Origin of the sequence: Micromonospora sp. NPDC051925 (assembly GCF_044548625.1) — a bacterium.
Classification (GTDB): domain Bacteria; phylum Actinomycetota; class Actinomycetes; order Mycobacteriales; family Micromonosporaceae; genus Micromonospora.
Window position 1 is genome coordinate 13,788 of sequence record NZ_JBIUCH010000036.1, and the last position, 22,234, is coordinate 36,021.

A 22,234-nucleotide genomic window follows, 5' to 3' on the forward strand; every position below is an offset into this window, starting at 1 on the left:
GGACCGGCGCCGCGTTCATACTCCGACTCCCATCTGCTCAGCCAACTCCGCCAGCGGCGCGGGCAACGCACCCCGTGTGCGACGCAGCACGTCGGACATCACCTCGTGCGCGATCGGCCGGCAACGGATCTCCGACGGGGCGAGCCGGTCGCCGCGCAGCAGCATCTCCCCCGCCTTGGCGACGTCACCGAGCTGTGCGTAACCCCGGGCGATGTCGAGCAGGTGGTGGGCCCGCCGCTCGGGCAGCAGCCCGTTGAAGCTCGGCTCGGGGATGCGCAGGTGGATCTCCACCGCCCGCCCACCGTCGCCCAGCTCCACCGCGGCGGCGGCCCGGTGCAGCTCCAGGTTCGTCGGGCCGAACGAGGTCCAGTAGTGGTTCTGGTCGCTGCCCAGTACGACGGCCGCCTCGTGGGCCCCGTGGAACAGCTCCTCGACGGCGTCCGAGTCACCGAAGCGGGCGGCTGCCATCGCGCCCTGCAACAGCAGCATGCCGTAGACGGAGAGCCGTTCCGGCGCGCTGTCGTTCATGCCGCCGGGGGCGAGCCGGTTGGCGATGCTGACGTTCAGCTCCAGGGCGGGGCGGGCCCGGCCCATCGCCACCAGCGCGTTGCAGACCCGGGCGGTGGCGACGCCGGCCAGCAGCTGGTCGTCGGCGCGCTGGGCGACCGCCATCGACCGGTCGGCGGCCAACCAGGCCAGCTCGCACTCACCCAGTTTGCGCAGCACCGAGGAGGCGATCTGGTAGACCTGCCCGAGCAGGTGGGCGGCCTCCCTGGCCTGTTCACCGTCGTAGCCGGCGTCGGCCGCCTGGGCCTCGCGCAGCAGCTTCGGCAGTGCCCGGGTGAGCATGCCGTAGCGGCCGTACTGGTAGGTGAGCCAGGCGTGCTTGACGGCCTTGCGCATGTCGAACAGGGGCGGCGGGTACGACACGGCGTCGAAGTACGCGGTCATCGAGGCGTACTGCTCCAGCGCGGCCCGGATCTCCTGCACCTCGATCTGGTCGATGCAGTTGAGCGCGTCGGTACGCCGTTCCGGGTCCTTGCCGAGCAGCAGTTGCACGTCGATCCGGAGGATGACGGCGATCTCGTACAGGACGGAGAACTTGTCCAGCCGGCGCACCCCGCGTTCGACCTTGTCGACCCAGCTCTTGGACTTGCCGAGTCGGTCGGCGAAGACCTGCTGGGACATCTTGCGCCGCCCGCGCCAGTAGGCCACCCGTCGCCCTATCGGAAGCTCGTCCATCTTCTCCCGTTCCTCTTTCGTCGGTCGTCCGGCCGGGCTCCGGACGACCCACACACTGGGCGCTTCCGATCCGTCCGTTCCAGGTATTCGCTGGTCGCACAGGGTGTACGTCAGCCGTACAGTCAGCTCTCGTACTTTTCGTGCAAGTTGCACGAGCCGTTCGTCAGGTCAACGATCCCGGGTCGAGACAGTGACGGCGCTCGACGTGAGGGGTGGCGGTGACCGGTCGAAGTGAGAGGAGAGCACGGGACATGTGGGGGAACGTCGGGCCGCGGGTCGCCCAGCTGTCACCGATCGAACGGGTCCGGCTGCGCCGGATCGCGGTGCGGTACGCGGTGCACGGCTGGGAGGTGACCCCCGGCGCCTGCCTGGCGCGCAGCCGCTTCGTGTGCGGCCGGGCCGGTTGCCCCACCGTCGGCTGCCATCCCGCCCTGGAGAACTGGGAGCGCGGGGCGAGCACCGACCCGGCCCGGGTGGCCACCTGGTGGCGCAGCCGCCCGCACGGGGTGCTGCTGCCCACTGGCCGCGCCTTCGACGTGCTGGAGGTGTCGGCGCAGCTGGGCCGACGACTGCTCGACGCGGTTCCCGGCCACCCGGCCGGCCCGGGTGTCCGGGGTCCGGTGGTGGTGACCCCGACCGGACGGTGGATGTTCCTGGTCCGCCCCGGTGACCCGCTCCGCCCCGAGTTGGAGCACTGTTTCCACGTGGTGCGGCACGGGACCGGGTCGTGGATACCGGCCCCGCCCACCCGACTGCCCGAGGGCCCGGTGCGCTGGGCGGTCGCCCCGGAGCAGGCCCGCTGGCAGCTGCCCGACTCGTACCTGCTGCAGAACACCCTGATCGAGGCGTTACGGGCCGACGGGGTGACGCTGACCCCGGAGCTGCTGCCCGGCCAGCTCCCGCTTCCTCGGCGGGGCCACTGACCACGGCGCCGGGGCAGGCGCCGGTCACGGTGCCGGAGCAGGTCGGATCACGGCGGGGGCGGGGTCGGGTTCCCGCCAGCGTCCCCGTCGACGCCGGACTCGTTGCACACCACGACGGCGCGGACGCGCCACCGGAGCGGGGGTACGACATGGCCAGGGACGACGAGATGCGGCACACCGGCGGCACCGAACCGCCGCACCGACGGCGACCCCGCCACTGGTCGGACACCCGGCCCGCCGGCTCCCGACCGGGCCGACCCCGGCCGGCCGGCTCCCGTCCGGCCGGCACCCAACGCACCGCGAGGTGACCCCATACCCCGAGGTGCCCCTGCCCGGCAGGGTGACCCTGTACGACAAGGTGATCCCACACGGCAAGGTGACCCTGCGCGGCAGGGTGAACCGCGCCGCCAGGTGAGCGCCGACACCTGCGCGCCCCGCGTCGTCCACCGACGGGCACCATCCACTGACCCTGCACCACGTTCTTCGACAGGGTCGGTCAGCCGGCCAGCGGCAGGGCGGTGGAGCGCAGCAGCCGGCCGTCGTCGGTGACCACCGCGTGCAGGTGACCGGGCAGCCGGTCGAGCCAGCCGATGCCGGCCACGCCCATCGCCACCGCCGCCGTGGCGTACGCGTCGGCGACGCCCAGGTCCGGGCCGACCACGGTGACCGAGCGCAGGCCCCGGGCCGGCTCGCCCCGACGGGGGTCGAGGACGTGGTGGCCCCGCTCGTAGACGCCCGAGGTGGCGATCGCCAGGTCGGTGCCGGTGAGCACCAGACAGGTGGCGTCCGCGTCCCAGGGATGCCGGACGCCGATCCGCCACGGTTGCCCGGACGACGAGTGCCCGCGTACCCGGATGTCGCCGCCGGCGTTGAGGCAGTGGTCGACCGCCCCGGCGGCCAGCAGCCGGTCCGAGGCGACCTGGGCCGACCAGCCCTTCACGTAGCCGGAGGGGTCCAGCCGTCCGGTGGCGTACGCGTCGAAGTAGCCGTCGGTGTCGCCCCACAGGTCGGCGCAGCGGGCCAGCACCGCGCGCAGGTCCGCCGACGCCTCGGACAGCAGCAGCTCGCCCCGGCCGAAGCGACCGACCTCGCTGTCGTCGCGGTAGGTGGTGAACCGGGCGTCGACCTCGCGCAACCAGCGGAACGTGTCGTCGGCCAGTTCGCGCAGGGTGGCGGCGGGCAGGTCGTCGGCGAGGTCGAGGCTGATCGCCGTACCCATGACCTGTTCGACCCGGCGCAGGCCGGGCCGGGTCGGTGACGCGGCCATGTCAGCGGGCCCGGTCGAGCGCGGCCTGCAACGACTGCTTGTAGCCGTTGCTGGTGGCGGTCGCCTGGGAGATGGTGTCCAGATTGGCGCTCTGCTGGCGCACCACGATCCCCGAGGTGCCGCTGTAGGCGTCGTCCACCCGGTTGCTACGCAGGTCGGACTGGCCGCCCTGGGGTAGCTCCAGGGCCACCGCATTGACGATCTTCGAGCCGGAGACGGTGATCTGCACCTGCACGTTGCCGAACTCGGTGGCGACCACCGGGCCGGTGATCTTGCGGGTGGTCGACTTCGGCGCGGCGGAGGTGGTCCTCGGGGCGGCCTGGGTGCTCCGCGTACCGCTGCTGCCGGCACCGCCGGTGGTGGTCCGGCCCGCGCCCGGGGTACGGCTCGCGGTGGCGTCGGGTCGGCCGGTCGGCCGGGTCGTCACGGTGGTCCGGTCCGGTGCCGTGCCGGGGGTGGCCGGGCCGATCTCCCCGGGTGTCCCGACCGGTACGCCGGCCGGCAGGTTCTGGGCGACCTGGCTGGCTCCCGGGGCGCCCTTGAGCACCACCAGGGCGGTGGTGCCGGCGGCCAGCCCGGTGATCGCGAGAAGCGCGCGACGCATGTCAGGTGCCTTTCTACAGCTCGAACGGGGCGAGGTGGATCTGCCGGCGGGGCACACCGGCCTGGCGGAGCACCCGCACCGACTGGTCGACCAGGCCCTCCGGCCCGCACAGGTACACGTCGCGGCGGGTCAGGTCGGGCACCAGCCGGCACAGCCCGTCCGGGCTCATGACCTGCCGGGGGCCGGCATCGTCCCGCGAACCGATGACGTACCAGACGGCGGTCTGCCGGGCCTGGGCCAGCCAGTCCAACTCGTGGTGCAGCAGCACGTCGGCCGGGGTGCGGGCCCGGTAGATCAGGGCCGCGCCGGGCGGCAGTTCCTCCAGCATCGCCCGCAGCGGGCCGATGCCGCTGCCGCCGGCGATCAGCAGGGCCCGTTCCCGGGTGCGGTGCGCGGCGGTGAAGGTGCCGGAGGGGCCCTCCACCCAGACCCGGGTGCCGGGGTCGAGGTCGCGCAGGTCGCCGGTGTGCCCGCCGACCACCTTGACGGTCAGCCGCAGCCAACGGCCGTTCGCCGCGGCGGAGAGCGAGAACGGGTGCGACTGCCACCAGCAGCCCCGGGTCAGGAACCGCCAGCGCAGGTACTGCCCGCCGAGCAGGTCGAGCTGGTTGAGGCGGCGGCCGGTCAGGTAGATCGAGACGGTGTCCGGGCTCTCCGCCACCACGTCGGCCACCCGCAGCCGGTGCCGCAGGTTGAGCAGCAGCGGCGCGACCAGCCGGCCCCAGACCAGGGCGGCGGCCACCAGCAGGTAGCCGGCGAGCCAGCCGGTGCGGACCGGACCGGGTGGGAAGAGCTGCGCGCCGTTGCTGAACTGGTGGCCGAAGCCGAGCAGCAGCGCCAGGTAGCTGGTCAGGTGCAGGTGGTACCAGAGTTCATAGGGCATGGCCCGGCGGATCGCCCGGATGCCGGTGCCGCCGACGAGCAGCAGGATGCCGGCCGCGACGAAGGCGGAGACCATGTCGTCGAAGTCGCTCAGCAGCACCCCCACCTGGGCGGTGACCGAATTGCCCTGCGTCCGCGCGTAGCCGACCACCAGCAGCGACAGGTGGGCCAGCACCGCCACCAGCAGGGTGGCGCCCAGGTCACGGTGCACCCGGGACAGCCGCTCGCCGCCGACCCCGCGCTCCAGCAGACCGAGGCGGCTCATCATCAGCACCTGCACCAGCAGCAGGTAGCCGGCGACCAGGCCGGTGACCCGCCCGGCCGCGGTGAGCAGGTCGGCGGTGCCGGCCAGCGAACCGGCCGGGGTGTCGAGCCACCACGGCAGCACGGCGGCCACCAGGCCCGACCAGAACAGCCCGGACACCACCCGCCGGCCACCGGAACCGCGACGCGGCAGGGCCGGTGGCGGGGGTACGGACGCAGCCGAACGGCCGCCGGACGGGGACGGATCCCCGGTACGACGGCCGGTGGCGGGCATGTCCTGATAGGTCACGCGTAGAGCTTCATGGGGGTGAACTTCTTCCTCGGGAAGATCTTGTCCACCTGCGCGGTGGTCAGCCCGAACCGGCCCTGCGCCACCGCACCGTAGACATTGAACATGTTGTTGTACTCAGGTACGTCGCCCGAGTCCAGATCGCTCAATCCGTCCCAGGTGCCCAGCAGCGAGCCGGCGAGCTTGCGACCGGACAGGATGGTCACCACCCCGCCGTGGCCGTGGTCGGTGCCGCCGCCGTTGGAGGCGACCCGGCGGCCGAACTCGCTGGACACCATGATCGTGACGTCGGCGGCCCGGTCACCCAGGTCGGTGAAGAAGGCGGCCATCGCGGTCGCCAGCTCGCCGAGCCGCCGGTGCAGCTGACCGCCGGAGCGGGTGCCCTGGTTCTCGTGGGTGTCGTAGCCGCCCATGCCGACCGTGGCCACCCGGACGTTCGCCCCGCCCTTGATCAGCTGGGCGAGCTGCTGGAAGGCGTACCCGACGCCCTCGTACGTGACGCCCTCGGCCGGCTGGTACGGCTTGGCGGCGAGCTTCTGGGCGGTCGACAGCGCGCCCATCCCCTCGATCACCGCCTCCTCGACGGGGTGGTTGATCCCGGTGAACAGGCCCCGGATCGCCTTCTCGGTGGCCGCCCGGTACCTGTCGTCACCGTTGAGCCGCAGCGAGCCGACGCTGTTGAGGGAGAGCGCGCCGTTGTTGCCGACCAGCGAACGGGGCAGCGTGCTGCCGATGCCGACGCTGCGGAACGCGGTGCCCTTGCCGAGGGAGTCGACCAGGCTGTCCAGCCAGCCCCGGCCGCCGGTCTCGCTGGGCAGGCCGCCCAGGTTGCAGGCGTCGGCGGCCTGGAAGTGGCTGCGGGACAGCCGCTCGTCGGAGACCGCCGGGACGAAGCCGAGCTGACCGGCCCTGAGCCACTTCTCCAGCGGGGCGAAGGCGCTGGTCAGCTTGAAGCCCCGACCCAGGGCCAGCGAGTCGTCACCGAGCAGCAGATCGGGCCGGGACCTGGCCAGCACCGGGTCGTCGGCCGGGGCGACCAGGCTCAGCCCGTCCAGCCCGCCGTAGAGGAAGACGTGGATCAGGGTGCCGGTCTTCGTCGCCGCGAAGGACGCCGAGGTGGTGACGAACTGGGCGGTGGCCAGCGCGGTGGCGGTGGCGGCGGCACCGGCGACGAAGGTCCGCCGGGTCACCCCGCGCCCGTCCTGCTGTGCCTCCTCCAGCTCCTCCAGCCGGCGGTAGCGGTCGGCCTCGGCGGCGTTCTCGGCGGCGACGACGTCGGCCTCGGCGCGCAGCAGCGCCTCGGCCGGGTTGTCGGCGAGCCGGCGCAGGTCGGGGCATTCGGGGTGCAGGGGGAACGCGTGCACGGTCTTCTCCATCGGGTGCGTCACCGGCTTCTCCATCGCTGCGTCACCGGAGGTGGTGCTGGGGGGACGCGAGGATCGCCCGCGCGACGGCGGCGACGGCCCCGTTGAACGTGGCGTCGACCTTGGTGGTGGCGGACACGCCGGCCACCCCGAGGATCAGGTTGCGTTCCCGGGCGGTCAGCTTCTGGTGCACCAGCCGTTGGGCCAGCGCGTCCACGTACGCCCCGGCGGTCGTCGGCGGCTTCGCCACCAGCTTCTCCGCCCTGGTGTAGGTGAACTGGGTGCGGTTGCCGGCGATCAGGTCACCGGCCTCGTTCCACCCGTTGACCATCGTCCCGGCCGACGTCCAGGCGACGTAGACGTCCGGATAGCCGTCGGGGGTGGGCTGGCCCATCGGGTACTGGCCCAGCTCGCGCAGCTTGTCGTGGATCTGGCGTAGCCCCTGGGCGAACGCGGTGCGTTTGCTGTCGCCCTGCCGGAAGCCCGGCCCGGCCTGCGGCCCGACGCCCAGGGTCCGGTAGGTGGCGACCAGGTACTCCATCGGCCGCCGCACCTTCTGGCCCACCGCCGCCCAGAACTCCGAGGAGCTGAACAGCGACATGAGCAGCGGCTTCACCGAGCCCTTGTTGACCGTGTAGATCTTGGCGAGCCGGTCCACCAGGGACTTCGGCGGGGTGTCCGAGACGAACCGGGTGGCCAGGCTGCGCGCCACGTACCGGGCGGTCGACGGGTGCAGCGCGATGTAGGTGATGTACGCGTCGATGACCTGGTCGGCCTTCTTCGGGTCGGTCGAGTCGTTGGGGTGGCTGAAGCCGAGGATCTTGACCTTGCCCCGGTAGTGCCGCTCGTTGCGGAAGACGTACTTTCCGTCGTCGACGCCCCGGCCGGTCTGGAGCAGGGCGGCCTGCCGGACGTCCTTCTCGGTGTAGCCGCCGTCGACGCCGACCGAGTACAGCTCCAGGTTCTCCCGGGCCAGGTTCTCGTTGACCGCGTCGGCCCGGGAGTCGTTCTGGTTCAGGTACAGCAGCAGCGCCGGATGCTTGTTCGCGGCCACCAGCATGTCCGGGTAGCTGCCCATGGCGTGCTTGCGGACCACGTCCCGGTCGAACGAGTTGCGGTACGCCTCGCCACCGTCGAAGTCCGCGGCGACGTGCAGGAAGTCGTTCCAGAAGTCGACCATCACCTCGTAGAGCTGCCGCTCCGACCAGATCTGCCGGGCCAGCGTGCCGTCGACCATCTCCTTCTCCGGCTGTGCCCCCCGCTCGTTGAGCTGCTCCCGCTGGTCGCGGAGTTGTTGGCTGGACAGCTTGAGAGTGGGCAGCTCGGCGAGCTTCAGCTCGGCGGCGCTCGGCGCGATCTTCTCCGGGTCGAGCTGGGCCCGGACCCAGGCGTCGATGCCCATCCGCCTGATGTCGGCGAGCACCTTCGGAGTGGCCCCGAAGGTGGCCCGGCTGGCGAGGTGCCGGACCGGGTCCTTGGCCAGCACGGTCTGCACCGTCACCGGGGTCTCCGCCGCCGCGGCGGCCGGGCCGGAGAAGGTACGCCCACCGCTGGGCGAGTTCTTCTTCAGCGCCACCCCGGCCCGGGAGCCCATGTAGCTCTCGTTCTGCTCGGTGTAGGTGCGTACCGTGCTCGGCTGCTGGCCACTGGGGCGGGCCGGCGTGCCGTCGGTGACGGTGGTGCCGGTCGCGTCCCCGGCGACGGAGTCGCCACCGAAGAGACCCCGCACCTGGGGGCTCATCGCCAGCGCCGCGCCCCCGGCCACCACCGCGGCGGTGCCGCCCAGCGCGACCAGGGCACGCCGCCGGCCGACCCGGCCCCGGTCACCGTCGTCGTCCAGGTTGGGCAGTCCGGTGCCGGCCGGCTGGTGGAACGCCTGCCGGCCCAGGCCCTCGGGGCCGACCCACTGCGGGCCACGCGACGCCGGCGTACCGGCGGCGGGATACTCGGCGTGCGGTCCGCCGTACGGTGCGGCAGGGTAGCCCGGGACGCCGTACGACACCGGGGTGCGGCCGTCGGGGTGGGGCTGCTGTCGCCCGTCCCCGCCACGGTCGTTGCGCGGTCGACGCGGTGGCACATTCTGGTCGGCCATGTACCAATCCCGTTTTCTTTCGGTGCGCCGCACGCTGCGACCGGGGGCGGGGCGGAGGGTGCGGCGGCTGCTGCCGGAGGAGTTGTACGGGAAAGTAGCCAAGGGGTGGGATGCCATCAAGGCTGCCCGTGACGGTCCGAAAGGGCACTTAAGGCGCTGCTCAGCAGCACCGTCGACCGGGCGGTTCCGCCCCGACCGGGTGTCGACGTCGCCAGCAGGGACGACGTGTCCGACAGCGACCCTGCCGCGCCGTTTCAGCGGTACGTGTCGCCGCGCGCGACGTTCGGCGGGACAGCGAAACTTAAGGCACCGGTAAGGCTGCGCTGAGGTCGTCCGAGCGCCCGTCCGGCCCGGTTCACGCCGCCTGTCCCATCGGCTCACGGTGCCGGACGACGGCGGCCGTCACGCCCGGCCCCGTCCTGCCGGGCCGGTGCAGCACCGGCACCGAAAGTAGCAGCAGCAGAAGGGCGTGACCCGCCGCCGGAGCGGGTAAGCCGCCGAACCGCTGAAGCCGTGAGGGGAAGGCACCGCCATGCTCAGCAAAGAGGATCAGCGCAGATTCGAACAGATCACCCGGCAGCTCCGGGAGAGCGATCCGAAGTTCTTCGCGAGACTCGACCATCGGGTCCGGACCCGACGCGGACGCTGGCTGATGTTGCTGACCATCGTCCTGTGGGCGTCGTTGCCCGCGATGACCGTCCTGGCCGGGCGGACCGCCGGTGCCATGTGCCTCGTGGTCCTGGCGGCCAACGCCGGCCTGATGTGGCACGTCCGGCACCGCTGGCGCTGACCCTGTCAGCCCCGGACGGTGTCTGTCGTGCCGTCGGTCAGCTCGGGCCGAGGGCCTGGTAGGCCCGACGCAGGCGTTCCAGCAGGCCGGGGCCGCCGATCGCCGGAGCGGGCGAGCCGAGCTGCCGCAGCAGCAGTTCCGGGCCGGTGGCCAGGATCGGCGGCCGGTCCGGCAGCGGCACCGGTGACAGCCAGAACCGGTCCACCGCCTCGGTGGGCGGCATCTCGGGCAGGCCGGCGAGCACCCGGGCCGCTCCCGCCGGAGCGGTCTGCGGGCCGCTCCCGCCGGTCGCCGCGGCGTCCACCGTCGACGGTACGGGCACCGACGGCCCGTCGCCCGAGGAGCCCACCGCCGACTCGTCGGAGGCCGAGCGGTCGGCGGGGACGGACGACGGGCCGACCGCCTCGGCGCGGAGCGTACGGAGCCGGCCCAGCAGTTCGTCCCGGCTGCGGCCCCGCCAGTGCAGCAGTTGGAACGGATCGGCGTCGAACGCCTCCGCGAGCAGGTAGAACGTCGCCGCGAGATGTTTGCACGGCACCGCGAAGTCAGGACAGCCGCAGCGCTGCGTCAACTCCCCCACCGACCCGGGGAACAGTGGCGCCCCGGCGTCGGCGAACACCTGTTCCAGCTCCGCCGGCAGGTCCCCGGCGAGCAGCCGGGCGCTGAAGAACGCCTGACCGGCCAACTCCCGCTCGACCCGCTCCCAGAGCCGGGCGGGGAAGGGCGGCAACGCGATGACGACCGGGTACGGCGCGGCCCGGGAACCCTGCACGCTCGCCTCGACCCGGCCGGGTGACACGTCCAGCCGGAGCACCTGCCCCCGGCGGGCGTACGACCGGCCCCGGGTGAGCCGGGTGCCGAGCGCGAACGACTCCAACACCTCCAGGAAGCGCCGGGACCACCAGGAGACCCCGATCGCGCCCCGGGTGCTGCGCGCCTTCAGCCCGTCGTCGACCCGGCGCGGCGGGCCGAAGTCGGCGAACGAGCCCCCCGCGCCGGTGCCCTCCGCGCCGGATCCTCCCGCACGGGGTCCGGCACCCCGGGCGGTCATTCGACCACCGCCCCGGCCTCCAACGCGAACAGTTCCCGCAGCTGCCCGGTGGACAGCTCGGTGACCCACTGTTCGCCGCTGCCCACCACGGACGCGGCCAGGCCCCGTTTCTCGGCGATCATCGCGGCCACCTTCTCCTCGACGGTGCCGGCGCAGACGAACTTGCGGACCTGTACCCGCCGCCGCTGGCCGATCCGGAACGCCCGGTCGGTGGCCTGGTCCTCGACCGCCGGGTTCCACCACCGGTCGACGTGCACGACGTGGTTGGCGGCGGTCAGGGTGAGCCCGGTGCCGCCGGCCTTGAGGGAGAGCACGAACAGGGCCGGACCGTCCGGGGACTGGAACCGGGTGACCAGGTCGTCCCGGTCGGCCTTGCCGACCCCGCCGTGCAGGTAGAGCACCTCCCGACCGAAGCGGGCCGACAGGTGGCCGCGCAGCAGCGCGCCGAACTCGGCGTACTGGGTGAAGAGCAGGGCCCGCTCGTCGGCCGCGAGCACCTCGTCGACGATCTCCTCCAACCGTTGCAGCTTGCCGGAGCGGCCGGCCAGCGGCGAGCCGTCGCGCAGCAGTTGGGCGGGGTGGTTGCAGACCTGTTTGAGCCGGGTCATGGTGGCCAGCACCAGGCCCCGCCGTTCCATCCCCTCGCTGGACTCGATCTTCGCCAGCATCTCGTCGACGATCGCCCGGTAGAGCGAGGCCTGCTCGGCGGTGAGGTTGCAGAGCACCTCCATCTCCAGCTTCTCCGGCAGGTCGGAGATGATCGAGGCATCGGTCTTGAGTCGGCGCAGCACGAACGGACCGGTAATCCGGCGCAGCCGCGCTGCGGTCTCGGCGTCCCCGTGCCGCTCGATCGGCACCGCGTACGACTGCCGGAAGCTGCTCGCCGGCCCGAGCAGGCCGGGATTGGCGAACTGCATGATCGACCAGAGGTCGGCCAGCCGGTTCTCCACCGGCGTGCCGGTGACGGCGACCCGGTGCCGGGCGGGCAGCGCCCTGATCGCCTCGGCCTGCCGGGTGGCCGCGTTCTTGATCGCCTGGGCCTCGTCGACCACCACCCGGTGCCAGCCGACCGACGCCAGCGCGACCGCGTCCCGGGCGGCCACCGAGTACGTGGTGAGCACCAGGTCGGCGGCGTGCACCGCCGCCTCGAACTCCGCGTCCCGGGCCCGGTCCGCGCCGTGGTGCACGTGCACCCGCAGCCCAGGGGTGAACCGGGCCGCCTCCCGCTGCCAGTTGCCGACCAGCGACATCGGACAGACCAGCAGGGTCGGCCCGGCGTCCGGGCGGTCCCCGGCGAGCAGGGCGAGCAGTTGCACGGTCTTGCCCAGCCCCATGTCGTCGGCGAGCACCCCGCCGAGCCCCAGCGACTGGAGGAAGGCCAGCCAGGCCAGCCCACGCCGCTGGTACGGCCGCAGGGTGCCCTTGAAGGCGGGCGGCGGGTCCAGTGGGGCGAGCCGCCGTTCGGCCTGCCCGGCCAGCAGGTCACCGAGCGGCCCGTCGGCGGTCACCTCCAGCACCGGCAGCGCGTCCGGCCGGTCCGCCCCGGCCAGCCCCATCTTGAGCAGGTCGGCGACGGTCAGCTCGCCGGAGGAACGCAGCAGCCGCAGGCCGGCGGCCAGCCGTTTCGGGTCCAGCTCCACCCACCGGCCGCGCAGCCGCACCAGCGGGGTCTTCAACGCGGCCAGGGCCGCCAACTCGTCGACGTCGATCGTCTCGTCACCGAGCGCCACCTCCCAGCGGTAGTCGACCAGCGCGTCCAGGCCGAGCCCGGAGGCGGCGGCGACGGTGCCCGGGGCGGTCCGGCTGCGGGCCTGCAACCGGGTGCCGAGTCGCGCCGACGGCCGCCGCCACCAGGACGGCAGCAGCACCCCGAAGCCGGCGGCGTGCAGCACCGGGGCACCGTCGCGCAGGAACCGGTGGGCCCCCTCGACGTCCAGCTCCACCTGTTCCGGGGCGGGGGTGCGCAGCGCCTCGTCCAGCTCCGGCCAGAGTCGCCCGGCCCGGCCCAGCTCGGCCAGCAGGGTCTCCTGCGGGTCGTCCCACCGGCCCGCGAGCGCCGGTAACCGCTCCGGCGTACGCCAGATGTCGCCGGCGGCGACGTGCAGGCCCGGCTCGTCGGCGGCCTGCAGGCCGAACTCGATCCGCCACCGCCCACCCTGCCCGACGACGGTCGACGGGTCGGCCGGGACCACGGTCAGGGTGTCGACGATCTCGTCGTCGGCCGGCTCGACCAGCCGGAAGCTGGCCCGGACCGGGCCGCCGACGGCGTCACGCTGCCAGGCGTCCAGCTCGGCGCGGAGGGTGTCCAGCGCGGTGGGTTCGGCGGTGAACCGACGCTGCGGGCCGGTCAGCGCCGCCAGCCAACCGGCCGTCACGCCGTCGCGTCGACCGCCCCGGACCAGGTCGGTGTCGGCCAACGCCCGCCGGGCGGCGGCGTCGGTGAGCAGGTCCAGCGCGTCGGCGACCAGCACACCGACGCCCGCCGCCCCGCCCCCGCCAGGACCGGACCACACCCCGACCGCTGCCGCGCCGCCAGCCGCCCCCACCCCACCGGAGCCGGACCGCACGCCGGCCGCACCGACCGCGCCGTTGCCGGAAGGTGCCCCGGCGGCCGTGGAGGCCGCGCCGGGACCGGGTCGGGAGGCGGTCGCCGGGGCGTCGGCGGCGGCCCGAGCGGCCGGGGGCAGGGCGAGCGCCAGCGACCGGGCCCACGCGGCGTCCGCGCCGGTGAGCAGGGGCCGCCACACCGCCCACCCGACCGCCGCCCCGCCGGGCCGGACCGACCGGGTGCCGGGCCTCCGCCGGCCGGCCGGTGACTCGGGTACGTTCCCGGGGGGACGATCGGCCACGCCGGGCAGCAGCCGGCCCCGGGCCACCAGGTCGACCGCGAAGCCGGCCAGCTCGGCGAGGTGGCGCAGGCTGGCCCCCGCGACGGCGTCGAGCCCGTCGAGGGTACGCAGCAGGTCCAGCGCGTCGTCCGGGGCGTACCGGAGCGTGGGGGTTCGCCAGCCGGCGAGGGTGACCGGCCCACGGACCGGTTCCCCGACGGTGGCCGGGACCAGCTCCGGGGAGTGCAGCGGTGCACCGGCCCGGGTGGGGAGGGTGAGCAGCACGGTGCCGGCCGGGCGGTCGCCGAGCAGCGCGGACAGCGCGGCCGGCTCGGCGGCGAAGGGATGGGGACGCTCGCGGGGGGCCCGGCCGGGGCGACGCGGCGCGGGTGCCGACCGGGTGGAATCCTCCGCCCAGACCGCCAGACCGGCCCCGTGCAGCCACGACCCGTGGACGACCAGCACAGCTTCCCCCTCGTCGACGCCCGGGGGCCAGGATAGGCGGCGGCGGCCGGATACCGTCGGCGCCATGGTGGATCTTCTCGTGGTCGGCGGCCTGGGGGTGGACATCCGCGCCCGGGTGTCCGCGCTGCCGCTGCCCGTCGCCGACTCGGTCATTGTTCCGGGATCGAACTGCGGATCGGCAACACCGGGTCCGGGGTGGCGCTGGCCGCCGAGGCGCTCGGGCTGGCGGTGACGGTGGTCGACACCAACGGGGCCGGCGACGCCTTCGCCGCCGGTCTGCTCGCCGCCCGGCTCCGCGGGGTGGCGCTGCCGCAGGCCGCCGGTTACGCCGCCCGGGTCGCCGCAGCCGCCTGCACCCACGACGGCATGCAGTACCCGCCCGGCCTGCTCCCCCGCCCCGACTGACGATGCCGACCGGCCCTGCCGGGGCGGGCGAGGTGACCGTGCTGCCGCCGACCCGGTGTGGGTCAGAGCTGGCCGGTGGTGCCGTCGGTCAGCTCACGGAGGATGTCGGCGTGGCCGGCGTGCCGGGCGGTCTCCTCGATCATGTGCACCATGATCCAGCGCAGCGACACCTCACCGAGCTGCGGCTGCGGGACGACATGGTCCAGCGGGAACCGGGCGGCCAGCTCACGGGAGCGGGCACAGGCCCGTTCGTAGCCGGCGGCGAGCGAGTCGAGCGATTCCCCCTCGGCCACGGCGAAGCTGACAGCGGCGTCCTCCTCGGAGGTCGGGAAGACGTCGCCGGGGGCGGGGTCGAGCAGGAACTGGAACCAGTTCCGCTCGACCAGGGTGAGGTGCCGCAGGAGGCCGGCCAGGGTGGTCGCGGACGGCACCAGCCGGCGGGTCGCCTCGGCGTCGGTCAGGCCGCGCGCCTTGCGCAGCACGATCGCGCGGTGGAAGTCGAGGAACGCGTCGAGCACGGCCCGTTCGTCACCGGTGCGGGCCAGCACCGGAGCGAGCGTCAGGTCGATCTGGATTTCCGTCATCAAGGGACGATAGCCGCGCATGGTGCCATCCCGCTGTCCCGGCAATCCCTGCGGCCCGGCGGCCGGCTTGGCAGGATGGGCGCATGGCGTCGACGGTACGGATTCCCCTGGCGGACGGCCCGGCTGACGGCGAGACGGTCGACGTCGAACTGGACAGCAACGAGCGTCCTCCGCTGACCCATCACCACCTCGGCCCGCAGGGGCTGGTCGACGCCCACGTCTACGAACTGGAGTCGGCGGGCGACCGGTGGCGCTACCGGTGGCGCGGCCCGGCGGTCTGACCGACGTCGCCGGGCCCACCCTCGGGATGGCGGTGGGCCCGGCGGGCGGTGCTTCTCAGGCGGCCACGAGAGGCCCGACCCCCGTCAGGCCGCCATCCGGGCCAGGGACCGGGAGCGCAGGCTGTCCAGCACGGCGCGGGTGACCTGGGAGGTGCCCCGGGCCTGGTCGCACACCTCGGCGACCCGCCGGGCGGTGGCCTCCCGGCGGGACTCCCGTTCGTCCCAGAGCCGGTCGACCTCCGCCAGCAGCGGACCCTCCACCTCGCGTTCCACGCCGCGCAGCGCCGGCACGCCGAGCCGCTGGGCCAGGTCGAAGACCTTTCCCGCGTACGGCAGCGGCAGGAACGGGGTGCCGACCATCGCCGCGAAGATCAGGAAGTGCAGCCGCATGCCGACCGCCAGGTCGAAGTGCTTCATCAGGCCGAGCACCTGCCGGGGCGAGTAGTCGCCGTGCAGGATCCGCCCCCGATCGGCGGCGATCATGTGGGACAGCACCCCGTGCGAGTGCCGGATGTCGTCGCGTTCCATCGGAACGAAGAGCACGTGCGCGTCGATCCGCTGCACCAGGAAGTCGCCGATCTGGGCGAGCAGCCGGTGGTACCCGTCGACGTCGAGCCGCTCGGCGGCCCGCCCCGGCTCGCGGACGCTCAGCCCGACCAGGCGCTTGCCGGCGGGCACCCCCTCCTCGCGCAGCAGTCGGGCGGGGAACTCCTCCGGCTCCAGCAGGAACGCCGGGTCGGCGGTGACGGTGATCGGGTTGATCAGACCGGCCTCCTCCAGCACCATCCGGGACTCCTGATCCCGGACGGTCACCTCGGTCGCCCCGGCCAGGGTCTCCCGGACCATGCCGCTGTCCACCCCGTCGTTGAGCGGCCCCACGCCCACCGCGTACGTCAGCAGGGGCAGCCCGCGTTCCTGGGCGACCCGGACGACCCGCAGGTAGCGGCGCGCCTCCTTGTCGTACAGGATGCCGCCGCCGCCGAGGATGAGCAGGTCGAGCTGGGCCAGCACCTCGGCCGAGTCGACCCGGCTGACGCCCTCCCAGGGCACCGCCTCGACGTCGGGGTGGGCCAGCGCGGTGTGCGCCGGGTTCCGGGAGAACACGATGATGCGGGCGTTCGGCTCCTGGTCGCGCAGGTCGGCCAGCAGGCCGGTGAGAATCGCCTCGTCCCCCAGGTTCCGACCGCCGTACGAGCCGAGCACACCGATGGTCAAGCCGGTGGGACCCCTCATCCGTCACTCCTCCCCAGGACCGTCCCGCCCGCATTCCCCCTCCCACCCCACCCATGCCCACCCCCGCCGCCGCTCCCGCCCCGGTGATCAAGAGGTTTACGTCGGGTCGGGCCGGGATGTTGACGTAAACCTCTTGATCATCGGGGCGGGGCGGGAGGGGGAGCCGGTGCGGGGCGTGGGTGGGGTGGGTGGGGTAATCGGGTTGCCTGGGTGAGGGGTGCTCGCCAGGGTGGGGGGATGGCGGGTGCGGGCGCGGGTGGGGGCAGGATCGGGTGGGATGAGCTGCCTGGGCATGTCAGGCAGGCGGTGGAGCGGATCGTCGGCGACCGGGTGGTCGAGGCGGTCTCCCAGCCGGGCGGGTACTCCCCCGGCACCGCCGACCGGGTGCGGACCGCCGATGGCCGGCGGGCGTTCGTCAAGGCGGTCAGCCCCGCGCAAAACCCGGACAGCCCCCGGATGCACCGCGCCGAGGCCCGGCACACCGCCGCCCTGCCCCCGTCCGCGCCGACGCCCCGGCTGCTCGGCTGTTACGACGACGGCGAATGGGTGGCGCTCGTGCTGTCCGACGTCGACGGGCGGCACCCGTACACCCCCTGGCGGGACGCCGACCTCGGCCCGGTGCTGCGCGCGTTGGCCGCCCTGGCCGACACGCTCACGCCGAATCCGGTGCCGGACACACCGACCGCCGCCGAGCGGCTGGCCCACGACTTCGCCGGCTGGCAGCGGATCGCCGCCGACCCACCGCCGGGGCTCGACCCGTGGGTCGCCGCGCACCTGGCGGAGTTGTGCGCGGCAGCCAACCGGGGACTGGCCGGCCTGACCGGCGACACCCTGTGTCACCTCGACGTCCGGGCCGACAACCTGTTGATCGGCCCGGACGGGGCGGTCACCGTGGTGGACTGGCCGTGGGCCTGCCGGGGCCCCGCCTGGCTGGACACCGCGCTGCTGCTGGTCAACGTGCGGCTGCACGGCGGGCACGACACCGAGGCGCTGCTGCGCCGGCTGCCGCTCACCGCCGACGTCGACCCGGCCGCGCTGACCGGCTTCTACGCGGGCCTGGCCGGCTTCTTCACCGACAGCGCCCGCCACCCGCCACCCGCCGGCATCCCCACCGTCCGCGCCTTCCAACAGGCCCAGGCCGACGCCCTCCTCCCCTGGCTGCGCCACCGCCTCACCCACCCGGCGACCGCGTGATGATCAAGAGGTTTGCGTCATCAGCAGCGTCGAACCCGCCGCGGATTTCGTGACGCAAACCTCTTGATCACGCGAGGGGCCGGGGGACGCGGGGGCGGGGCGGGGTTAGTGGAGGGGGTGGGTCAGGAAGGGGAGGATGAGGTGGGGGAGGAGCGGGGTGGTGGGGGTTTCCTGGTGGGTCAGGCCGGGGAGGACGGCCAGGCGGGAGAGGGGGCGGCCGGTGCCGTTTCCGGCCGGGGGGCGGTGGCCACCGCCGAGCAGGCCGTAGAACTCGGCCATGTGGGCGACCGGGATCGAGTCGGCGTCGGCGAAGACCAGCAGGGTCGGTACGGCCAGCGCCGCCACCTGCGGCGACCAGTCGTACTCGCGGCGTAGCAGGTCACCGGTCTTGGCCCACAGCACCGGCCAGTCCTGCGGTCGGGGCGCGATCCGTTGGTAGAGCTGGTGCGGGGGCGTGCCACGCATCTGTTCGCCGGCCCGCGCGTCCTGGCCGGCCATCGCGGCCAGCACCTGGGGATACCAGCCCTGCCGCCGGCACGGGGTGGAGACCAGCACCAGCCGGCGCACCAGTTCCGGATGCTGGATCGCGGTCCGCAGCGCCACCCCGCCGCCGAGGGAGTAGCCCAGCACCTCCGCCCCGGGCAGGTCGAGGTGACGTAGCAGCGCGGCGACGTCGTCGGCCATCGACTCGTACCGCAGGGGTCGGTCCACGTCGGCGGTCCGGCCGTGGCCCTGGAGGTCCACCGCGATCACCCGGCGACGTCGCGCCAGCGCCGGCAGGATCGGGGCGAACGTCTCCACCGCGCCGTAGCCGCCATGCAGCAGCACCAGCGGCCGTCCGTCGCCGTGCTCCTCGTACCAGAGTCGCAGCCCGTTGACGTCGGCATAGCTCACCGGTGTCTCCTTCGACCTGGGCGGGCCCCGGTCGGGAGAGGACGCCCAGACGGCGGCCCCTCGGGCCTCCGGCGGCGTGGGACGGGCGGCGGCCCGGCGGACGGGCCCCACAGCTCAACGATGCGATCGCCGTCGCCGGTGGGGATCTCCCGCATCGTCGCCGCCGAACCGTCGACGGACCCGCTGCGATGCCGGTGGTGGTGCGGGGTGGGTGGGCGCGGCAGGTTTCGAACCTGCGACCCCCGCTTGTAGGTTCGGTGACGCGTCGTTCGGTGAAGTCCATCAGGGATCATGAGCAGCGACGCACGGCCCGAACGGGCCCGGCCGGCGCTCCACGAACGAGACTGAACGAGACGACGACTCAGACGACCGGAAACTGGAGTCGACTAGAGCAATCCGACCTGTTCGTCCCGAGAGAATGATCATCGCGCGGTGGCAGGCCGAAGCATCGTGTGCTACCTCGGCGGATGCCCCGGCATACGGCAGCGGGGTACTGACGAGTTTATGATGGACGTTCGGCTATACTGAACGGCTGATCGAAGTGCCGTACTGCCCCAGTCGATCGGACTCTTCCTCCCCTCCGCTCTGGAGTCCTAGACGTGCTTGCTAGCGACCGTAATTCGATTATCAACCATCTCGATCTCGCCTGGTCCCACTTAGGCGAATCCAGCGGCGACCTGGACCTGCCCGATCCAATTTCCTTTGCTGACACTGCAGCGAACTGGAAGACGTACAGGTCTCGGGTCGTTCGGATGATCGAACACGACGACTATCAACCCGACACTGTTGATGTCGTAGATCTCCCAAAAGATCGCCTTATGGTTCGCCCACTGACTCGCCTTCAACTCAATCACCGACTGATCTACGATGCAGCAGTCCTCGCTGTCGCGCCAGTGGTCGGCAAGGCAATGTCAGACGCAGTTTGGAGTTCCCGTTGGTGGGGGCGGAAGCGACGAGTTCTTGCGCCAACCTGGTCCTGGATGCAAATGCAACGAGCTGTGCGCAGGTTCCATAAGCAGAAGCCAGACTGGCACATGGCCCGAACCGACGTTACGTCTTTTTATGAACACATAGAAGTAGATGCTTTGGTGGATGACCTGAATACACTTTCAGCACCCAAGTGGGCGGTTGAGATACTGAACGGATTCCTGCATGCGCTCAACACCCTTAACAACGTCTCGGGAATACCGCAAGGACCAGACACTTCAGGAATACTCGCCAACCTCTACTTGCGCCAGGTAGATTTAGAAATACAGCGACTCGGCTTTACTCATTTTCGATACTCGGACGATATTATTGTATTCGGCTCGGACTGGATTCAACTCCGAGAGGTCATCCTCCGAATCAACCGCATCCTACGAAGCAGGAATCTCATCCTTTCCTCCAGTAAGACGCGGATAGTCGACAGTAAGGATGTTCTGGCGGAACTCGAAGATATGGAGAAGGACGCCATCAATTACGGCATTCGAAAGAATTCTCCCGACGCCCTGAAAGAGCTTAAGCTCTTCTTTGACCGCACCATCTCGAAGCGTCCACCGTCTGCCCGAGACTTGAAGTTCAGTCTCACTCAACTCCGGCGGGCGGATTCGCCTTATGCGGTGTCATGGCTGCTACGTAATTTCGGAGAGATACCTCACCTCGCCCGTGAGGTGCTCGCCTACTTGGGCCGATTTCAGGAGACAGACCCCAGAATTTCCTACGCAGTTGCCAACTACCTTACTGATCAGCACCTAGCTATCTACTCATATGCGCAGCAGCATATACTGATTTATTTGATCAATCACCGGATTGTCGACGCCTCCACTCAAAAGGCGGCATGGGATATACTTGTGGACCGAAACGTCGACGGATTCGTCCGCGAATTCGCAGCGAGGTACATCGGACTCCATCCTGCTTCCGGCGATGACTCTAGGTTGCGGCTGCAGTTTATGAACGAAGACAATCTGCGGGTCCGGCGAGCTTTATTGGTGGCCTGTCATGAATCAGGTGGAGCTACGAAAGACTATCTTTCCAAAATATCGAAGTCTCACTCATCGCTTCGCCTGACGGCTGACTACTTGAAAAGTGATCCAGAAACCATACCCACGCCGCAATTGAAAGACTGGACATAGTGACCAAAGATGGTGGCAGCGCCTACATTGCCGAACTGGACCGCATGTATGAGGACTCGAACTACTCGGCGCAAACCTACTTTGAGGCTGCGAAATCAGCAGAATTTTGGGGGAAGGCGATCGTCTTTCTTCCTGCTCTAGCTGCTTCGGTTGCCTCGATTCTTGTTGCAACAGGGCAATCGAAGCAATGGGGAGCCGTGGGGGCCGTGACTGGCGCAGTCGCTGCCACTTCGGCATTCCTGGGATCCGACAGGAAAGCAAAGTCTCTCCGTGACGCGGCAAACAGGTTCACCGCTTTACGTCACACGATTCGACTTGAGAAAACAGCCTGTGGCAACAAGGATCAGGACGAAATCGACCAACTCGTGCGAAGCCTTCGCGGCGAATACAATGCAATCGTCGCCAGCAATGAGCTTGTCGCGAACCGGTTTTTCAATAGAGCACACAGAAGAATAGGCTCTGGAGTCCTCGATTACCAGGTCGCCGAGCAAGGTGAGCGACGCGAGCACGATTAGGGGCGAGCCCGACTATTCTGTAAATCCGGAAGTCCTCGTCGTGGTTCCACATCAGTGCATGGTGAGTTTGGAGGGAATGCCAGATAAGCTAATGACCTGGCCGGGGCCAATGAATCGGCGCGCAACTAGAAGTCCTGCCTCATGGGCCTGTGGGCCAGCATGACTGGCCGAAGCATCCTCGATTAGCCATGAAGTCAGGTTCCTTTCGAATGCGTCTACAGCACCCTTTAAAACACAACTTTCCGTCGCTATGCCGCAGAAATACACATCCGCCCAGCCGAATCGCGTGAATATTTCTTCACCATCTTGCGTAAAGGGGCTGCAGATCCTCTTGTCTAGGACGATTCCCTTGTCGAGATATGGAGCTAGTTCTTCTACGATCTCCATCTCGGGCGCTGACTGAAGTTTTGACCATCCGAAGAATCGCTCAAAAGGGCTTCCCGGATAGTTCAGATAGCGAGTAAAAAGCGTATCGCCCCCGGCTTTCTGCCAGCACCGAACTAGCTCGACAATGATCGGCACAACATGCGCTGACTGCTCTCGAACGAACCCGTTCTGCATGTCGGTCACTACCAGCACCGGCTGGCCTGTCGTCATTGCCTCAACCTCGATCCGTTTCGCGGAGAGTTTCGATTGCTTGCTCTAGCGCCGGCATAAGGTCGCTCGTGCGCAGGATCGCTCTACGCATGGCTTGGTGCTGCCCTGTCTCTCTCGGCCGTGAGGTCGTTAGCCGGGAGCGGACTCCCCGAAGGTAGCGCCACCCGTACTGCAGTGACACCTTTGGATCGCCACCCTGCTCAATCTGACGAGTAATCGCGTCGGTGTATACCCACATGGATTGGATTGCCAACCCGCAGGCGACTAGTGTCGCGTGTCTGAAGTGACTGTACGGTTGGGTTGCGAGAGAATGAGGCGTGTCTGTAGCTGCGCCGTTGGTTCTCCGTCCAGGTGATAGT

The 22,234-nt window shown here is 70.9% G+C and carries 19 protein-coding genes; 7 read left to right on the forward strand and 12 right to left on the reverse strand.

The genetic code is table 11. From position 1 onward, the window contains the following. Positions 1 to 15 precede the first annotated feature (15 nt). Positions 16 to 1,242, reverse strand: a complete 1,227-nt coding sequence (locus tag ACIG87_RS31145) for a helix-turn-helix domain-containing protein (protein ID WP_396855193.1) — start codon at positions 1,240 to 1,242, stop codon at positions 16 to 18. A 251-nt stretch (positions 1,243 to 1,493) separates the two neighbouring features. Between ACIG87_RS31145 and ACIG87_RS31150 the strand changes: the two genes are divergently transcribed. Continuing rightward, positions 1,494 to 2,165, forward strand: coding sequence for a bifunctional DNA primase/polymerase (locus ACIG87_RS31150; protein WP_396855194.1), 672 nt, complete (start codon positions 1,494 to 1,496; stop codon positions 2,163 to 2,165). 496 nt (positions 2,166 to 2,661) lie between these two features. Here the strand turns inward: ACIG87_RS31150 and ACIG87_RS31155 are convergent, their stop codons facing one another. From ACIG87_RS31155 to ACIG87_RS31175, 5 genes are read right to left on the reverse strand one after another with little or no spacing between them, the layout of a single operon-like run. Then, positions 2,662 to 3,384: an FAD:protein FMN transferase gene (locus tag ACIG87_RS31155; protein ID WP_396855214.1), complete on the reverse strand. Its 723-nt coding sequence runs from the start codon at positions 3,382 to 3,384 to the stop codon at positions 2,662 to 2,664. 49 nt (positions 3,385 to 3,433) lie between these two features. Then, positions 3,434 to 4,036: an FMN-binding protein gene (locus ACIG87_RS31160; RefSeq protein WP_396855195.1), complete on the reverse strand. Its 603-nt coding sequence runs from the start codon at positions 4,034 to 4,036 to the stop codon at positions 3,434 to 3,436. Positions 4,037 to 4,049: 13 nt separating this feature from the next. Beyond that, positions 4,050 to 5,471 carry a ferric reductase-like transmembrane domain-containing protein gene (locus tag ACIG87_RS31165; protein WP_396855196.1) on the reverse strand — a complete coding sequence of 474 codons (1,422 nt, stop codon included), beginning with the start codon at positions 5,469 to 5,471 and terminating at the stop codon, positions 4,050 to 4,052. Beyond that, complete coding sequence (locus ACIG87_RS31170; RefSeq protein WP_396855197.1) at positions 5,468 to 6,859, reverse strand: DUF1501 domain-containing protein; 1,392 nt, start codon at positions 6,857 to 6,859, stop codon at positions 5,468 to 5,470. Before ACIG87_RS31170 ends, ACIG87_RS31165 begins: the two co-directional genes overlap by 4 nt. A 19-nt stretch (positions 6,860 to 6,878) precedes the next feature. Further along, entirely contained in the window at positions 6,879 to 8,927 is a 2,049-nt protein-coding gene (locus tag ACIG87_RS31175; RefSeq protein ID WP_396855198.1) for a DUF1800 family protein, read from the reverse strand. Positions 8,928 to 9,459: 532 nt separating this feature from the next. On the opposite strand from ACIG87_RS31175, the gene ACIG87_RS31180 reads away from it, so the two are divergent. Beyond that, positions 9,460 to 9,717 carry a DUF3040 domain-containing protein gene (locus ACIG87_RS31180; RefSeq protein WP_396855199.1) on the forward strand — a complete coding sequence of 86 codons (258 nt, stop codon included), beginning with the start codon at positions 9,460 to 9,462 and terminating at the stop codon, positions 9,715 to 9,717. Positions 9,718 to 9,754: 37 nt separating this feature from the next. On the opposite strand, the gene ACIG87_RS31185 is transcribed toward ACIG87_RS31180, so the two are convergent. Together ACIG87_RS31185 and ACIG87_RS31190 are read right to left on the reverse strand one after the other, a co-directional pair. Further along, entirely contained in the window at positions 9,755 to 10,768 is a 1,014-nt protein-coding gene (locus ACIG87_RS31185; RefSeq protein WP_396855200.1) for an SWIM zinc finger family protein, read from the reverse strand. Beyond that, a complete protein-coding gene (locus ACIG87_RS31190) occupies positions 10,765 to 14,061 on the reverse strand; it encodes an SNF2-related protein (RefSeq protein WP_396855201.1) in 3,297 nt (1,098 codons plus the stop codon). The genes ACIG87_RS31185 and ACIG87_RS31190 overlap by 4 nt, the downstream gene beginning before the upstream one ends. 195 nt (positions 14,062 to 14,256) lie before the next feature. Between ACIG87_RS31190 and ACIG87_RS31195 the strand changes: the two genes are divergently transcribed. Beyond that, on the forward strand, positions 14,257 to 14,466 hold the full coding sequence (locus ACIG87_RS31195) for a PfkB family carbohydrate kinase (protein WP_396855202.1): 210 nt from the start codon (positions 14,257 to 14,259) through the stop codon (positions 14,464 to 14,466). A gap of 62 nt (positions 14,467 to 14,528) precedes the next feature. On the opposite strand, the gene ACIG87_RS31200 is transcribed toward ACIG87_RS31195, so the two are convergent. Further along, positions 14,529 to 15,050, reverse strand: a complete 522-nt coding sequence (locus ACIG87_RS31200) for a DinB family protein (protein ID WP_396855203.1) — start codon at positions 15,048 to 15,050, stop codon at positions 14,529 to 14,531. A gap of 83 nt (positions 15,051 to 15,133) precedes the next feature. Here ACIG87_RS31200 and ACIG87_RS31205 point away from each other — a divergent pair, with 83 nt between their 5' ends. Then, complete coding sequence (locus ACIG87_RS31205) at positions 15,134 to 15,331, forward strand: hypothetical protein (protein WP_396855204.1); 198 nt, start codon at positions 15,134 to 15,136, stop codon at positions 15,329 to 15,331. An 84-nt stretch (positions 15,332 to 15,415) separates the two neighbouring features. Here the strand turns inward: ACIG87_RS31205 and ACIG87_RS31210 are convergent, their stop codons facing one another. Continuing rightward, positions 15,416 to 16,564, reverse strand: a complete 1,149-nt coding sequence (locus ACIG87_RS31210; RefSeq protein WP_396855205.1) for a polysaccharide pyruvyl transferase family protein — start codon at positions 16,562 to 16,564, stop codon at positions 15,416 to 15,418. Between the two features lie 237 nt (positions 16,565 to 16,801). Here ACIG87_RS31210 and ACIG87_RS31215 point away from each other — a divergent pair, with 237 nt between their 5' ends. Continuing rightward, entirely contained in the window at positions 16,802 to 17,758 is a 957-nt protein-coding gene (locus ACIG87_RS31215; RefSeq protein ID WP_396855206.1) for an aminoglycoside phosphotransferase family protein, read from the forward strand. A gap of 105 nt (positions 17,759 to 17,863) precedes the next feature. Here the strand turns inward: ACIG87_RS31215 and ACIG87_RS31220 are convergent, their stop codons facing one another. Beyond that, complete coding sequence (locus ACIG87_RS31220) at positions 17,864 to 18,652, reverse strand: alpha/beta fold hydrolase (protein WP_396855207.1); 789 nt, start codon at positions 18,650 to 18,652, stop codon at positions 17,864 to 17,866. Positions 18,653 to 19,251: 599 nt separating this feature from the next. On the opposite strand from ACIG87_RS31220, the gene ACIG87_RS31225 reads away from it, so the two are divergent. Further along, positions 19,252 to 20,763 (forward strand): RNA-directed DNA polymerase, encoded by a 1,512-nt coding sequence (locus ACIG87_RS31225; protein WP_396855208.1) that lies wholly within the window; start codon positions 19,252 to 19,254, stop codon positions 20,761 to 20,763. Further along, entirely contained in the window at positions 20,763 to 21,278 is a 516-nt protein-coding gene (locus ACIG87_RS31230; RefSeq protein ID WP_396855209.1) for a hypothetical protein, read from the forward strand. The genes ACIG87_RS31225 and ACIG87_RS31230 overlap by 1 nt, the downstream gene beginning before the upstream one ends. A gap of 51 nt (positions 21,279 to 21,329) precedes the next feature. Here the strand turns inward: ACIG87_RS31230 and ACIG87_RS31235 are convergent, their stop codons facing one another. Next, positions 21,330 to 21,875, reverse strand: a complete 546-nt coding sequence (locus ACIG87_RS31235) for a cysteine hydrolase (protein WP_396855210.1) — start codon at positions 21,873 to 21,875, stop codon at positions 21,330 to 21,332. Positions 21,876 to 22,234 lie beyond the last annotated feature (359 nt).

Excerpts from the sequence above, each read along its gene's own strand:
- ACIG87_RS31145 (WP_396855193.1), bottom strand. The coding sequence starts at position 1,242 with ATGGACGAGCTTCCGATAGGGCGACGGGTGGCCTACTGGCGCGGGCGG.
- ACIG87_RS31150 (WP_396855194.1), top strand. The coding sequence starts at position 1,494 with ATGTGGGGGAACGTCGGGCCGCGGGTCGCCCAGCTGTCACCGATCGAA.
- ACIG87_RS31155 (WP_396855214.1), bottom strand. The coding sequence starts at position 3,384 with ATGGGTACGGCGATCAGCCTCGACCTCGCCGACGACCTGCCCGCCGCC.
- ACIG87_RS31160 (WP_396855195.1), bottom strand. The coding sequence starts at position 4,036 with ATGCGTCGCGCGCTTCTCGCGATCACCGGGCTGGCCGCCGGCACCACC.
- ACIG87_RS31175 (WP_396855198.1), bottom strand. The coding sequence starts at position 8,927 with ATGGCCGACCAGAATGTGCCACCGCGTCGACCGCGCAACGACCGTGGC.
- ACIG87_RS31180 (WP_396855199.1), top strand. The coding sequence starts at position 9,460 with ATGCTCAGCAAAGAGGATCAGCGCAGATTCGAACAGATCACCCGGCAG.
- ACIG87_RS31185 (WP_396855200.1), bottom strand. The coding sequence starts at position 10,768 with ATGACCGCCCGGGGTGCCGGACCCCGTGCGGGAGGATCCGGCGCGGAG.
- ACIG87_RS31200 (WP_396855203.1), bottom strand. The coding sequence starts at position 15,050 with ATGACGGAAATCCAGATCGACCTGACGCTCGCTCCGGTGCTGGCCCGC.
- ACIG87_RS31205 (WP_396855204.1), top strand. The coding sequence starts at position 15,134 with ATGGCGTCGACGGTACGGATTCCCCTGGCGGACGGCCCGGCTGACGGC.
- ACIG87_RS31210 (WP_396855205.1), bottom strand. The coding sequence starts at position 16,564 with ATGAGGGGTCCCACCGGCTTGACCATCGGTGTGCTCGGCTCGTACGGC.
- ACIG87_RS31215 (WP_396855206.1), top strand. The coding sequence starts at position 16,802 with ATGGCGGGTGCGGGCGCGGGTGGGGGCAGGATCGGGTGGGATGAGCTG.
- ACIG87_RS31235 (WP_396855210.1), bottom strand. The coding sequence starts at position 21,875 with ATGACGACAGGCCAGCCGGTGCTGGTAGTGACCGACATGCAGAACGGG.